Source organism: Gracilibacillus xinjiangensis (assembly GCF_042651765.1).
Classification (GTDB): domain Bacteria; phylum Bacillota; class Bacilli; order Bacillales; family Amphibacillaceae; genus Gracilibacillus; species Gracilibacillus xinjiangensis.
In genome coordinates, this window is record NZ_JBHSDT010000004.1 from 1,174,137 (window position 1) to 1,188,156 (window position 14,020).

Annotated in this window: 14 protein-coding genes and 1 riboswitch; of the genes, 7 read left to right on the plus strand and 7 right to left on the minus strand. The window is 36.4% G+C overall.

Going from position 1 to position 14,020, the window contains the following annotated elements; genetic code table 11:
- Nucleotides 1–31: 31 nt before the first annotated feature.
- Together ACFOY7_RS09865 and ACFOY7_RS09870 are read right to left on the minus strand one after the other, a co-directional pair.
- Nucleotides 32–496 (minus strand): hypothetical protein, encoded by a 465-nt coding sequence (locus tag ACFOY7_RS09865; RefSeq protein WP_390251871.1) that lies wholly within the window; start codon nt 494–496, stop codon nt 32–34.
- Nucleotides 497–507: 11 nt separating this feature from the next.
- Entirely contained in the window at nt 508–921 is a 414-nt protein-coding gene (locus tag ACFOY7_RS09870) for a hypothetical protein (protein ID WP_390251872.1), read from the minus strand.
- Between the two features lie 152 nt (nt 922–1,073).
- On the opposite strand from ACFOY7_RS09870, the gene ACFOY7_RS09875 reads away from it, so the two are divergent.
- The 5 genes from ACFOY7_RS09875 to ACFOY7_RS09895 all read left to right on the plus strand — a co-directional run bounded on the left by ACFOY7_RS09875 (nt 1,074) and on the right by ACFOY7_RS09895 (nt 7,051).
- Nucleotides 1,074–1,847, plus strand: a complete 774-nt coding sequence (locus ACFOY7_RS09875) for a hypothetical protein (RefSeq protein ID WP_390251874.1) — start codon at nt 1,074–1,076, stop codon at nt 1,845–1,847.
- A 91-nt stretch (nt 1,848–1,938) separates the two neighbouring features.
- Nucleotides 1,939–2,232, plus strand: a complete 294-nt coding sequence (locus ACFOY7_RS09880) for a hypothetical protein (protein WP_390251876.1) — start codon at nt 1,939–1,941, stop codon at nt 2,230–2,232.
- A gap of 28 nt (nt 2,233–2,260) precedes the next feature.
- Nucleotides 2,261–2,563 carry a hypothetical protein gene (locus ACFOY7_RS09885; protein ID WP_390251878.1) on the plus strand — a complete coding sequence of 101 codons (303 nt, stop codon included), beginning with the start codon at nt 2,261–2,263 and terminating at the stop codon, nt 2,561–2,563.
- 15 nt (nt 2,564–2,578) lie between these two features.
- A complete protein-coding gene (locus ACFOY7_RS09890; protein WP_390251880.1) occupies nt 2,579–6,289 on the plus strand; it encodes a multicopper oxidase domain-containing protein in 3,711 nt (1,236 codons plus the stop codon).
- A 12-nt stretch (nt 6,290–6,301) separates the two neighbouring features.
- Nucleotides 6,302–7,051: a hypothetical protein gene (locus tag ACFOY7_RS09895; RefSeq protein ID WP_390251881.1), complete on the plus strand. Its 750-nt coding sequence runs from the start codon at nt 6,302–6,304 to the stop codon at nt 7,049–7,051.
- Between the two features lie 186 nt (nt 7,052–7,237).
- On the opposite strand, the gene ACFOY7_RS09900 is transcribed toward ACFOY7_RS09895, so the two are convergent.
- Nucleotides 7,238–7,780 (minus strand): hypothetical protein, encoded by a 543-nt coding sequence (locus tag ACFOY7_RS09900; RefSeq protein ID WP_390251883.1) that lies wholly within the window; start codon nt 7,778–7,780, stop codon nt 7,238–7,240.
- Nucleotides 7,781–8,471: 691 nt separating this feature from the next.
- Between ACFOY7_RS09900 and ACFOY7_RS09905 the strand changes: the two genes are divergently transcribed.
- Both ACFOY7_RS09905 and ACFOY7_RS09910 read left to right on the plus strand, forming a co-directional pair.
- Nucleotides 8,472–9,062, plus strand: a complete 591-nt coding sequence (locus ACFOY7_RS09905) for an SCO family protein (RefSeq protein WP_390251885.1) — start codon at nt 8,472–8,474, stop codon at nt 9,060–9,062.
- 206 nt (nt 9,063–9,268) lie between these two features.
- Nucleotides 9,269–9,916 (plus strand): YqcI/YcgG family protein, encoded by a 648-nt coding sequence (locus ACFOY7_RS09910; RefSeq protein WP_390251887.1) that lies wholly within the window; start codon nt 9,269–9,271, stop codon nt 9,914–9,916.
- Nucleotides 9,917–10,021: 105 nt separating this feature from the next.
- Here the strand turns inward: ACFOY7_RS09910 and panF are convergent, their stop codons facing one another.
- From panF to ACFOY7_RS09930, 4 genes are all read right to left on the minus strand, one after another.
- Nucleotides 10,022–11,449, minus strand: a complete 1,428-nt coding sequence (panF, locus tag ACFOY7_RS09915) for a sodium/pantothenate symporter (RefSeq protein WP_390251888.1) — start codon at nt 11,447–11,449, stop codon at nt 10,022–10,024.
- Nucleotides 11,446–11,721, minus strand: coding sequence for a YhdT family protein (locus ACFOY7_RS09920; protein WP_390251889.1), 276 nt, complete (start codon nt 11,719–11,721; stop codon nt 11,446–11,448). The genes panF and ACFOY7_RS09920 overlap by 4 nt, the downstream gene beginning before the upstream one ends.
- Before the next feature lie 136 nt (nt 11,722–11,857).
- Entirely contained in the window at nt 11,858–12,670 is an 813-nt protein-coding gene (locus ACFOY7_RS09925) for an ATP-grasp domain-containing protein (protein WP_390251890.1), read from the minus strand.
- A 200-nt stretch (nt 12,671–12,870) separates the two neighbouring features.
- A complete protein-coding gene (locus ACFOY7_RS09930) occupies nt 12,871–13,251 on the minus strand; it encodes a DoxX family membrane protein (protein ID WP_390251891.1) in 381 nt (126 codons plus the stop codon).
- A gap of 489 nt (nt 13,252–13,740) precedes the next feature.
- Nucleotides 13,741–13,842, plus strand: a riboswitch (purine riboswitch).
- Nucleotides 13,843–14,020 lie beyond the last annotated feature (178 nt).

Consider the following 14,020-nt stretch of genomic DNA (forward strand, 5'->3'; position numbering starts at 1 on the left):
TTGTCAATCAAGACATCAGCTCAGAGCATACTTATACCTTCATGGAATACTTAATAAGATAAGCTGTAAGCATTGTTAAGGTCGTGCCGAACACACTAAAATAATACATATTATGAAGAATACTCTCTTCATAATAGATTGGTAAATTACATAAAGAAGGATCCTGTGTAACAGCACTTAACATTGTCCCCATTATTGCCCCAATAAATCCTTGAAAGTAGCCTGATAATAGTGATTGAAATTTTACGAGGGAACCAAACAATATACCAATACTGCCGCCAATAATCACATTAATTAATGAAATGTATGAGAAAGATAAAGGGAGTAAAAACGCTAATTGTAAGGAAATAGAAAAGCTGATTATTCCACCACTGCATGCCGCCATAATCATTCCGAAGCGGTCATCGAAGACTTTTCTCTTTTTGAACATTCCAGTGAATAACCAAATTCCTATTAAGCTATTTATAAGTAACATTGTTAGAAGAAAAATTAGCATCGCCATTCCCCCTAAGAGTATCTAGTAGAAGAAACAAATAAAATCATGGAAAAAATAAATGCACACTCGATGAAGCCGATAAAAAACAAATTATAATTCGCAGCAGCCCCAATCATTGGTGACATGATTCCTGTCATTAGCCCATTTGCATAACCCATTAACATTGTTTGATAGTCAAAAATCGCACCAAATAATCCCCCAACAGCCATTCCAATTATTGTTGTAATAATTGTTACGACTGTAAATTGCAAAGGAAACTCAAAAATAAGGATTACACCTGTTGATATGGACATAAATCCTCCCGCTAACATGGAGAGATTCATCCCTAATTGAAAACCGATTAATTTACGAATGCGAAACACATACACATAACAGAGCGTAATCATTAACAAATTTCCGTATAATAAAGCACCCAGTACGCCCATATATTCTAGCTCCTTTGTATTTATATAGTTAGAGTATGAATTTATTAAAGTTATGACATTCATCCTGATCATATTCACGCGAACGATTATTTCTGAATTCCATAATATAGAATGAAGTAATGCACAAATATTTGTATGTAAGGAGAGGGCTATTGAAAACAACAGTTAGGCTTGATGATTATGTAAAAGAATTGTTAAAGAAAAGAGCGCAGGAAGAAAAAAAAGAGGATATATTCAATCAATTTAATGAGGAGAATGGCTTAGGAATAACTTCACCAACAACATTAACAACAACAGAAGAAACACGCTTATTAATGGAGTATATGGATAAGGCCAATATGCTGAACATTGTAAATCGGGATCGTAAACGTGGAAAACCGCTGACTTTAAGAAAATTTTTTAAATCAAAAAGAAACCAGCAAGTAGAAGTATATTCCAAATTTGGTGAAAAAGCATTGTATACACAAGGGAAAGTAAGTGCGGTTGGCAGAGACTTTGTTATGCTGACTAATTTAAAGGATAGAATCTGGATACCATATGACTCAATTGAATCTGCAAACATTCCTTTTGGTGTTCCCAATTACTCAAATTCTCACCAGCATTATATTTATGATAATGATTTACGTAATAAGCTTTTAACTAACTTTGGCGAGGTAGTCTCCAAAAGAGAAATTTTGAAACAGCAATTTTATGAAGAATCACTTAGGACTAATTTAAACTCCTGGAAGAATACATGGATCGAGATAAGAATGAACAATAACAAGAAGAGGATGGGAAGAATAGACAAATTAGAGGATTCGTATATTATCTTATCTTTCCTTGGCAAGAAAGAATCAATTGCCATCAATACTGTTCAATATATTCAGACTGTGCGTATTTTCAGTATAGTTAAAAACGCTATTTTCATTAAATCGGCTAAATCGTAGTTGGTCGAACTATATCAATTAATGAAAGAAGCATAATTTGATTTAACAGGGAGTTTTAAGTTTTAACTATAAAAAATGGTAGGTGATCGTAATGAAATATGAATTGGGAAGTGAATTTTTTCAGGATGTGAAAAGATTAATAGGAGAAGATGTGTTGATTGTTACCACCGCTGATCAATTGAATTTATTCGGGCAAACGTTTCGGCCAATATTTTGCGGGCGTGTTACAGAAGTAGAACCAGGACAAGTAACCCTGTTTCCGGTCAATATTAAGCTTATTAATGCGCCTTTTTTTGAATTTCCAACACCTTTAAGTTTTCCATTAGAGAAGATTGCAAATATGACAGTTAATTTTGATTGTAATATGGGCTTCCCACTAACTTAACCTCTTAAAATCGAAAGGAGTAATAATTATGTCTAAAGATTTCAATATCCCATACCCAACAGATAATATTCTTCACGATTACGCTTTGGTTGAACACTTCGAAGACGGAATTGGGAGAATGGTTTTTATAATGACCCCTTCTTTTCCATTTATTTTTATTGGGAAAATTGTAGATGTGATGTATGATCATGTAATTATCGATGTAGAAACCACTTCTATTAGTCAGCTGGAAAATAGAATATGGAATCTCCATATTCATCAAATTGAAGCATTTTATATTGAACGAGATAATGGTCCAAAGATACCAGAATTAAGAGAGGACCTTTGCTAGTAAAGGAGAGATGGGATGAAACGTTTTTATCACGTTGTTGCAATACCAATTCGGATTGTATTAAATAACTTTGGTGACCATAATCCAGATGGAATGATGTATGTTCTCAAAGAAAATGAGCAAAAAGTGAGAGAATTGGTACGGAAAAACCCGTTCACACCGGTAGATCTTGTTCAACCATTGGTCATCAGGGCAAATAATGAAGATGAAGTTGAAATCTTATTCGAAAATCAGTTGCCATTTGCAACAGGCATCCATTTCCAAGAAGCAGATTATGATGTTATGGATGCTGATGGTGCCAATGTAGGATTTAATGAAAGTACACTGGTTGAGTGTGGGGAACAAATTTTATACTGTATTAAAGCAAATCATGAAGGGATTTTTTACTTTTCGGATCTTGGCAATCCGGCAAGCAGTGAAGAAGGGTCAAATATTAATGGATTATTTGGAGCATTGTTCGTTCAGCCGAAAGGCTCTTGGTGGACTGATCCTGAGACTGGTGGTGAATTAAAAAGTGGGGTATATGCTGATATCCACCATCCATTCCTCCCCTCCAGGCGCGAATATGCATGGATTTTTAATGACGAAATGCCAACAGTTGATTTAACAGGAAATCGACCAATAAATCCAATTACCAACCAAGAAGCAGAAGCTACCCATGCTGTTAATTATCGTTTTGAGCCACTTTCAAATCGTCACAGGCTGATAGAAGAAGGAGTTGTATGTCCAGATTGTGATGGGGAGGAAGTCCACCATGATTCATGGGTGTTTGGAGACCCGGCTACACCAATATTACGTGGCTATGTTGGTGATCCTGCCATTATCAGACTGGTCCATGGCGGGGTTAAAGAAACCCACGTATTTCATTATCATGTTCATACATGGTTTAGGGATCCAATGAATGTTGACTCTGAAATTATTGATTCCCAATCAACTAGTCCGCAAACATGGTATGATGTAGAACCATTATACGGACTAGGGTCACTGCAGGGCTCATTTGGTGATGCCATCATTCATTGTCACTTATATCCGCACTTTGCTTCGGGAATGTGGGGGATCAATCGTATTTTTAATACCCTTCAGGATGGAAGCCAATGTTATCCGAATGACGTACCAATTAAACCATTAAAACCATTACCAGATCGCCAGCCTCCACCAAAACCTACGAAGGAATGTCCTGGTTTTCCTAACTTCATACCAGGAAAAGTTGGCTGTAAGGCACCAAGACCACCGCTTGGGATTGTTGGTGGCAGGGGATTAACAGAGATAGAGCGAAATGCAGCGATACCAAATCCCAGGCCAGGAACAGTTTTTGTTAATCCTTGTGGTGTGGCAAAATCCCCTGTTGTGAAAGAATTTAATATATCTTTGATAGAACTGCCGATCATTTATAACCGACAAGGGTGGAATGATCCAAAAGGAAGAATATTTGTACTTGATGAAGATATTGATGCCATCTGTTCAGGCAGGAAAGAGCCCGAGCCACTTGTTATTCATGCATCAGCAGGAACCTGTATTCGTGTCAATTTTACGAACCGTGTACCAAATGTTGCAGATGGTGATGCATTCCAGCTCGTCACTCGGACGTATGAAACAGCATTTCATATTCACTTTGTAAAGTTTGATGTGTTAGTTAATGATGGGGCAAATGTTGGATGGAACTATGATTCAAGTGTTCTGCAAGGAGAAACCATCCGTTATGAGTATTTTGCTGATGTGGAATTAAAAGCATGGTTTTTCCATGATCACTTATTCGCAAACTATCATCAGCAGCACGGTGTATTTGGTTCAGGTATTGTCCATGGCCGATTTACTAGATTTTTAGATTCCCGTACAGGCGAACCGGTTGATCACGGAACCCAAATTACTGCAGTGAATCCAATGATTCCAGATTACCGGGATATCGCATTACTGGTACAGGATTTCTCCTTGTTATTTGATAAAAACGGAAATCCGCTTAATCCTCCTGAGTTCCCGGGTTCAGAGGATGATCCAGGTTTGTTTGGCGTAAATTATAAAAATGAACCATTACAGTTCCGGTTAGGAAAAGATTGTGACCCTGCCTATTCGTTTAGCTCATTTGTGCATGGTGATCCTGTGACCCCAATATTGCACTGTTATGAAGGAGATCCGATCAGGATTCGACTTTTACAAGGATCCCACGAAGAGTCACACAGTTTTAATTTGCACGGTTTAAGATGGAAATCGGAAAGACCTGATCTCGAATCTGAATATAAATCACAACAGCATATTGGTATTTCGGAATCATTTACTTTTGAAACGAATGCATTCTATTCTGGGGATTATTTATGGACATTTGAGACAGAGGAAGATTTATGGAATGGGTTATGGGGTTTGATTCGAGCATTCGATGAGGAGGTAGATTTCTTAATTTCGCTTCCTGACCGATGTCCTCCGCCGAAACGAACGAAGGCTTTACCGGAATGTACAGGAGAGCCTCCAGCTAAAGCTGACTTCGTATATCCGCCACTACAAGCTCCTCGAAATGCGCCTGTAAAGCAATTTAACATCATTGCCTTTCAAGTGCCGATCGTCTATAGCAAACATGGAGAACGTGACCCGTTCGGAATAGTATTTGCACTGAAGGAAGATTTGGATGATATTATGTGTGGAAGGAAAAATCCAGAGCCGCTCATTATCAGGGCGAATCAAGGGGATATTGTAGAAGTAAATTTAACGAGTTTATTAGAGTTCGATAAATTCCCGTTTTTAGATGGCATTTGGCCATATCCTCCTGTTAAAGAACAGGCTTTTTATCCACCTTCCGTTAGAATATCTTTGCATCCGCAATTAATTCAATATGATATCAAGACGTCAAGTGGTGAAACGGTTGGGTTTAACCCTGACCAGACTGCAGGCCCAGGCGAAACTGTCACATATCGCTGGTTTGTTGATTCCCCATTAGGGGCTTGCGGAATGTGGGACATGGCTGATATTCGCAACCATCGCTCACTAGGTACTTTTGGAATGTTTGTCGCAGAACCAAGAGGTACGGAAATTATTGATCCTTGTACATTAAAACCAATCAACAAAGGTGCTAATGTCATTTTACGTCAACCTTTCCTTCCGGTGATTCGTGAGTTTGGTCTTGTGCTATATGACGGTGCCCGTTTATTAGATAAGAAGGATCAGCTGATTGTTGATCCAATAGACGGAATTTTATTGAATGAGGCAGATCAAGCAGCAATAATACGTGACCTTGTTGATACGTATGATAATGGGTCGCGTGGCTTTAATTACCGTACAGAAAGATTGATTAATCGGTTTAATAATATACCAGACTTAGAAAAGCTATTCAGTTCAAAAGTCCATGGCGATCCATCTACACCAGTGTTTGAAGCATATCCAGGAGATCCTGTCACCATCAGATTAGTTAACCCGTCAGAACGGAGACGTTCCCATACGTTCCATCTTCACGGGCATTACTGGAATATAGACTCTCAGGATATCTTTTCAACAGTAAAATCAATTGTAGGGGAAATTGTTGCAGGGCATACTTCTAACCTGAATCTTAATTATGGAGCAGGCGGTTTATATGAATACCCTGGCGATTATATGTATCGATCAGGAAATATACGTTGGGATATTGAGCAAGGTATGTGGGGGATCCTTCGTGTTCTTGCAAAACGAGATAAGGATCTACCATTATTGAAAAAGGTCTATGACAATAAGAATACTAAAAAAAGAAAAATCAAAAAGCTATGAGGGAGGGGATAAATGTTGAATAATGGAATATTGACTGGAAACACCAATTTACCAGAAAAACAGCAGATGGAAGGTTTCTGTATACCAACAGACTGTCCTGAACGAGCACAAACACTTCAACTGCCATCACCAACTAGTTGTTTACCACAAGAAATTTTAGAAGAATTAGAATTGCGAATTAGGGCAGCAAACGAATTTCTGCTTAACAGTTCCTTATCAAGTGAAAGAGAAATACTGGAAGTCATTGAAGGTGCAATGGAGGGATTAATTGGTCAAGAAGTAGAATTAGAGATCGATTGTTCATTACGCATGGATGAGACTGGTGAAATTAATACTGTTATAGGAAGAGTTCAACTGGCAGGACGTGATTTTACTGTTCTTACAAGTGGAAGAAAACAGTTATTAGTTCCTAATCAGAAAATATGTAAAATTCAATTGAAAAACCGTTTTGCAGAGCCGGTTGAAACGGAAGGGTTATTAGAAGATATCGATCCTTGTTTACGCAGATGTATCACGTTAAGATTTGGTGAAGTAGTTTCAGGTTCTGTTGAATTAATCCAAATTTTCTACGGATTGACTCAGGAAGTCTACTTGCTTCAATTTATTGATCAGGAAATAGAGATTATTACACCAGATGAAAAATTGAAAGCAAAATTACACGATGTACGTGACAAGTATCTAATATTATGTGATGAAAAGAAGAATAGAATCATGCCAATGGAAGAACCGTGTATCATCACCTTACCAATTTGTAAGGGATAAGTATTTTTCAGGTAATAAAAACTGTGTAAGCAGGGTACAGTTGCTCTTGCCTACACAGTTTTTTACATTCACATTGTATTACTGACTTTTAGTTAAACAATAGTAGATAAATATTCTAAATTATGCATAAAAAAGCGAGTGCAGAGGCTTAACAAAAACCATGCACCCTATTAATTCAGCAGACTGTTAGCAGCAATCACATTCATCATGGCAGTCACAATCATCTTCTATCTCAAACCATTTAATAGATTCTAGTGGGAATATAACAAAATCCTGCTTCCTTCTCTTATGCTTTGCACATTTTTTGCATTTTTTCCGTTTATGCTTTTTGCAGTGAGGGCAATCCTTCTCAAGCTCTTCCTCTTCCATATCGTCATCTATATCATCCATGTGATCATCTAACTCTTTATGAACGTTGACTTCGACAAAGTCACGGCCAACAAAGCATATCTCTGCTTGAATATCTCTGCATTCTTCACCGCAATCCACTTTCATTTTTACTTCACAGCCAATGAGTTGACGAAGGCGGAAGTTCATGCCACCGGTCAATCCCCCTAATCTTACTTTAAACCGGTCATCACAAACAAAGCTCTCACAGAAGCAGCCTTCTCTGTCGAATTGATGATTATGTTGGGCAAAATGGTGATGGTCATGGGGAAGTGAATGATGATGAAACCCTCGATCATCAAATCTCGGGTTGCCACAATTTGAACAAGTTGAATGACTCATTTCTTTACCTCCTTTTTTGAATGTTAAAGAATAATAATGATATTTTTCTTCCCACTGTCACAATGGAATTCCAGGTCTTTATCCTTATAGTCATTCTTGCGGCGATATTCTCTTTTTCGTAATGGTTGTAAGGAATAATCATTGTATCGACGGTGTGAGGAGAATCTATTATTGTTTTGATGAGGGAAGTGGTTTTTCTTACAATCGCAATGGCGCTGGTGTCTAAAATTATCGTTAGACTGACAGTTGCAAAAATCGTGATAATAGTGACTCAATTTCATTCTCCTTTCCATTCAAATATTACTTAGTATACTTTACTGTAAAACAGTAGTTTTTCATTTGATTGTTGGAGCGTAACCAACGCTTAGTCATAGATCTATTTAACAAAAACGATGGTTGAAACAGTGACAACGCGGACAGGGGTCTCTGAATTGGAATCTGCGGCATCTACAGAAAGGGTTATGAAAGTCGTCGTTAAAATGCTTGTTATTGCATAATGAACAGCAACAGTTTCTCTTTTGTTTACATTTGCTCATTTTCATTCACCTCCCTTAAACACCCTATATATTAATTTATGAAAATATAAAAAGCCTGTAGCATACACTCGTCCTTTCTATAGTCAAAATAATTATTACGACTAGCTCAAAAAATAAGGGAAAGCATAGTGTAGTAAAGAAAGGAGAATGAATGGATGAAGGGGAAAATATTGACTGCTATCCTGATTGGAGCAATTGTTACATTTGGTTTATTGTATTTATTTTGGCCTCAATATGATGATTTACCTAACTTAGGGAAGGTTGAGCCATTTCAAGTAGATTCGATATTTAGTGATGAGTATCAATTGGATAATCAAAGGATAAAATTAGTTGCCTTTTTTTATACGAATTGTCCTGATATTTGCCCTTTAACGATGTCGGATTTTAATAAATTACAAGAAGAACTGAAAAGGGAAGAGTTGTTCGGTAACTCTGTTCAGTTAGTGGCAATAACACTCGATCCCGAAAATGACACAACTTCTGTCATAAAAAACTATGCTTCCCATTTTGATGTAGACCCTGCCGGATGGTTGTGGCTAAGAGGTACGTTGAGTCAAACAAAGCAAATAGCGGAGGACTTTCAAATGTATTACAAAGCAACAGAGGATAACTTTCTGATTCATGGAACAACGATGTATCTATTAGATCAACATCATAACATCCGGGCAATTTATGACATGGCGAACAGAAAAAATCCAATAAATATGGAAGAAATAGTAGGTGACATGCTTTTATTAGTTGATTAATGGTTGTTTTATATGATTTTTACTATGGATAGGATAGGCAAATTACAGATTTATTTTTATAGACATTCACCTATTTTATATAACTGAATATAGTGTTAGAAAAACGTGTGGTGATTTTCTTGAGCCGGTTAATTGTTGACAATGTTATGAACAGGGAAGAACTTTCCTGTAGGGAAAGAGAAGTGTTAAAGAGGTTCGGTGAAAAGATGTCAGAGAAAGATAAGCCATTTCCTTGTATTCCTGCAACAATCGGTCACACTTTACAACATTTCCGCTATGGATTTATCGGTTGTCCAACCAAAAAAGAAACAGTGCAGGAACTAGCTGGATTGTTAAATTCCTATACAGAACAATCAAGAGAATTCGGAAAGTATACATCTCTCGTTGTCTTTTATGAACTATCAGAGGGGTTAAAGGAAAGATTTACAGTAGAACAATATGAACAGTTATTCTGGCAGCAACTGAACTCTTTATCCGTTATGGATCTGTGTGATTGGCCAAGTAACATACCGGATAATGCTGAAAATACTTTATGGGAATTCTGTTTTCAAAAAGAAAGATATTTTGTTTATTGTGCAACACCAGCACATAAAGAACGAAAAAGTCGCAAGTTCGATACAATGATGTTAGCTCTAACTCCAAGGTGGGTATTTGATTTGTTTAATGATTCTAATAAACAAGCACCTAAGATAAAAGATAAAATTAGAGGGAGAATTGGTTCTTATGATACGGTAGCAATCCATCCGGAATTAAGGAAATATGGTGCGGAAGACAATTTTGAATGGAAACAATATTTTTTGCGTGATGATAATACCTCCTTATTAAAGTGTCCTTTTCATCGTGATAAACCATAAGAACAATAAAAGCATAAAACTAACTGTGGGGAAGAAGTGATTATGAAATGGGAGAAGTGTTTGTTTACAAAGGCTGAGCCCGTCAGCTCAGCCTGTTATTTCATATTATATGTGGTTTTTTCTTTTCACTAAACTTCCTGCAATATATGCCAGCAATGATAAGATAATTGCTGTAACTACAACATGCATGCCAAATGGCCGTGGATAAAAGTTGTATAATAATATATAAGAAAGAATCCCGACAATCATGGAAGCGAGGGCTCCAAACCTGTTACCCTTTTCCCAATAAAGGCCTAATACAATTGGCCAAATAAAGGCAGCTTCCAGCCCGCCGATTGCAAACAAGTTTAACCAGATAATTAAATCAGGCGGATTGACTGCAATCAGGAAAACTATTATACCCAGTACTGCTGTCACTGACATACTAATCTTTTGGACTTTCTTCTTTGTTGCTTCAGGATTCATATAATTTATATAAATGTCTTTTACTATGGTAGAGCTTACAAGCAAGAGCAAAGAATCCACTGTTGACATAATGGCAGCTAATGGTGCTGCTAGTACGATACCTGCAACCCATGCAGGCAGCACATCCAATGCAATCTCTGGCATTACTTTATCACCAACTTCAATTCCTGGTAAGATTGCTCTCGCAAATGCACCAATTACATGCATGTTTAGCATAATCACACCAACAACAATCGTTCCAATCGATAAGGCAAGATGGTAAGATTTTGTATTTTTATAAGACATTGCACGGACCGCAATCTGTGGCAATGCGACAACACCTACACCAACTAAAATCCAGTAAGAAGATACATAGGCAGGTGTTAATGTGCCATCTGCTCCGAATGGGGTAATCAGATTGGGATTCTCTGCTTGTAACTCTGAAATAATTGCAGGAACTCCTCCACCTGCAATAATCACAGCAATAAGTAAAACTAATGTCCCAATAAACATGATACTTCCTTGAATCGCATCAGTTAAAGTTACGGCACGAAATCCCCCGAACGTAACATAAATTAATACAGTTAGAACAAAGATAAATAATGCCGAATTATAGGATAAACCAGTAAGAGATTCTATTAGTCGTCCGCCGCCAATCCACTGTGCGGCCATGGCGGAAAATAAAAAAATCACAATACTAATCGAGGAGAGGATAACAACTGCTTTTGATTGATACCGCTCCTTTAAAAAATCAACCATTGTTACTGCATTATATTGCTTTGTTACGATGGCGAATTTCTTTCCAAGAATCATTAAAGTAAAATACCCTGTTGCTACCTGCGTAACAGATAATAAAACCCAGCCTAATCCTTCATTGTAGGCGACACCAGGTCCCCCAATAAAACTGCTGGCACTTCCATATGTAGCGGTCATTGTCATTGCCAGGACAAATCCGCCAAGACTCCTTCCACCTAAATAATAATCTTGCATAAATGTGTTTCCATTACTTTGTTTTCTGCTCGATATCAGTCCAATCAAGAATATAATAGCGATTGAACCGAACAGTGAGATGGTTGCATGCCAATTCATCTTTTTTCTAACTCCTCATTATCAAATGGTACGTTAACAAAAAACTTTCTAACAATAATAAATACGAGTACAGACATAATCAGTACCCCTGCAATACAGCTGTAGAAAAACCAGGCAGGAAATCCCAAAATATATTGATACTCCGTAATATCACCACTTCCCAGCCCATAGGCAAAACCGAACCACCATATGAAATTGAATATGACCAAGCCTACTCCGATTAAAGCTTCTCTATTCGCAATCTTAAACCGGTAATCTTTTCTCTGTGACAAAATAGTATCCTCCTTTTCAGGCTCGATTTAGTAACTAAATTATACATTATTTAAGAATACAAGTGAGAGAAAAAAATAAATAGAAGGAAAATTGATAATAGCAATTTCCCTTCTAGTATTAGTAAGACTAGTTTAACTATGAAATAATTTTCCCAGGAGTGGGTGCTGTTGGAAAAGGTGATAAGAACGTCTCTAGAATATATTGATAAATGGCTTGTTCTACTGTTATGTCTTGATTAAATAATCCTTGATTACCAAACAATACATTGAATTCAAGTATATAATATTTTCCTTTACTCACTAGGATATCAAATCCGGCATGGTTAATATTCAGTGCGTTTGCCACATTTTTGACTAAATCCAATGCATCCTCAGGGATAAAATGGAAGCAAATATCCCCACCTTGTGCAACATTATGAAGAAATTCTCCTTCTTGGCCAACTCGCCAATAAGCTGCATGTATGTTTTCTCCAACAATGCAAACACGCAAGTCTTTTCCATCGTTCGGCAAAAACTCTTGTACATAAAGAATATCATTATGATTCGCATAATCAAGGAATTGCTCTTTTGTTTCAATAAGAAATACTCCATTTCCCATTGAATTCTTTGCTTCTTTTGCAACAAACGGGAAAGGAAATGTTTCAAGTACTTTTAAAATATTAGAAGCAGTACTTGCCAGAATTTCTGTATATGGAACAAATGGCTTTGAAACAGACCATAGGGCACGTGTCATTTCAATTTTATTGGATCCTATTTGTATTGTTTCAATGCTTGGGAATATTTTCTTTCTCAAACCATATACAAGGGTTGTTACTTGCCATGTTTCTGGAAAGAGGATAAGATCAGCTTCACGAATCGTATCGATTTCCTGGAACATAAGTTCAGGCTTTATATAGTGAACGCCTGGAATTCCAATTGTTCGAAAAGGATTAAAAGAAATCAATTTCATCTTTCATTTCTCCATTTTTTTATTTTAACACTCTAATATTAGCACTATTTCAAAAAAATACTAGTTATTTTTCTATAGAAAAAAGAAAATGGCAGTTACATTGGACATATCTGCCATTGGGAGCATAAGAAGATTCTGCCCAGGCACTAAATAAAATTAAACGATAAAAATGAAGGCAAGTTACATATTGCTAGGTAAGGTTAAGGGTTCCTTGTAATGATTGGTAAAAATAACCTTCTGTAATAAAATATTAAATATCCGTGTGCCAGGAATAATAAGACAGCTAAAGCTAGAAGGGACGGATCCATGAAAATATGCAACAAAATAATATTAATAATAATGGGGGCTAAGATGATAAGAGCTAATGGAGTAAATTGGTTTATTAGTAATAGTATTCCACAAATGATCTCCAGCGTCTTTTCGATAAATAGTAAATACCTGAACTCGAATAATGCCATCGCCTCAGGGCTTGTTGTTATAAACGGTTCGAAATCAAAGTAAACAAAATAACCATTTACACCTGCAATTAAGAAAACAGCACCTAAGAATAATCTGCTAACATGCATTATTATTTTAATCATTAACCACTCTTCCTTTCACGTAAAATATGACCCTAACACTATTATATGATGAATTTGTAAATAAAAATATCTTAAATGAAGAATTAAAAATCGAGTTATAAAGAGTCAATTAGAATGATGGCCCTTATTACTCTTCTTTTAAAGTGAAACATGAAATTAATTAATTCTGATATGGGTTAATTGTCTGAATGATTCCATCTTCGTTATCTATTAACTCCGTAAATTTAACTAATAAGTAGCATACCAAGATGACAAAATAATAGAGGAATCAACCTGTTAGTTCGTTGAATAATTCTCTCATCTCGATTAAATCTCCTTTTTGTCTATTTCTATATAATATTACCATAATTTAACTATCGATGGATGTAAAAGTCTAACAATAATCGGGTTTTGTCGCTTTCGAAACAGGGAATATATAGTTTATTTAACTCCGGGAATAAAAACCTCTTGCTAACTTTAAGAAACATGATACAATATAAAAATCACATTTTAAATAACATAATATTCACTCGTATAATAGTAGGGATATGGCCTGCAAGTTTCTACCAGATTACCGTAAATAATCTGACTATGAGTGAGCAATGAATGATAGTTATAATTCAATCTCTGCTAAAGACCAGTTATAGCCTGAAGATTCTTGCTCATCTCATACGGTGGGCAGATGAATCTTTAGGCTTTTTTTATTGGAAGTTATCACTTCGCAGGCAAGGTAGTTTGAGATGAGGAATGTAATTAGACTTGGCAGTTTTTCTCACTATTTTTATTAAAC

Bases quoted from the DNA above. Each gene is read 5' to 3' on its own strand.
- ACFOY7_RS09865 (WP_390251871.1), bottom strand. From the start codon at position 496: ATGCTAATTTTTCTTCTAACAATGTTACTTATAAATAGCTTAATAGGA.
- ACFOY7_RS09870 (WP_390251872.1), bottom strand. From the start codon at position 921: ATGGGCGTACTGGGTGCTTTATTATACGGAAATTTGTTAATGATTACG.
- ACFOY7_RS09880 (WP_390251876.1), top strand. From the start codon at position 1,939: ATGAAATATGAATTGGGAAGTGAATTTTTTCAGGATGTGAAAAGATTA.
- ACFOY7_RS09885 (WP_390251878.1), top strand. From the start codon at position 2,261: ATGTCTAAAGATTTCAATATCCCATACCCAACAGATAATATTCTTCAC.
- ACFOY7_RS09890 (WP_390251880.1), top strand. From the start codon at position 2,579: ATGAAACGTTTTTATCACGTTGTTGCAATACCAATTCGGATTGTATTA.
- ACFOY7_RS09895 (WP_390251881.1), top strand. From the start codon at position 6,302: ATGTTGAATAATGGAATATTGACTGGAAACACCAATTTACCAGAAAAA.
- ACFOY7_RS09900 (WP_390251883.1), bottom strand. From the start codon at position 7,780: ATGAGTCATTCAACTTGTTCAAATTGTGGCAACCCGAGATTTGATGAT.
- ACFOY7_RS09905 (WP_390251885.1), top strand. From the start codon at position 8,472: ATGAAGGGGAAAATATTGACTGCTATCCTGATTGGAGCAATTGTTACA.
- ACFOY7_RS09910 (WP_390251887.1), top strand. From the start codon at position 9,269: ATGTCAGAGAAAGATAAGCCATTTCCTTGTATTCCTGCAACAATCGGT.
- panF (WP_390251888.1), bottom strand. From the start codon at position 11,449: ATGAATTGGCATGCAACCATCTCACTGTTCGGTTCAATCGCTATTATA.
- ACFOY7_RS09925 (WP_390251890.1), bottom strand. From the start codon at position 12,670: ATGAAATTGATTTCTTTTAATCCTTTTCGAACAATTGGAATTCCAGGC.
- ACFOY7_RS09930 (WP_390251891.1), bottom strand. From the start codon at position 13,251: ATGATTAAAATAATAATGCATGTTAGCAGATTATTCTTAGGTGCTGTT.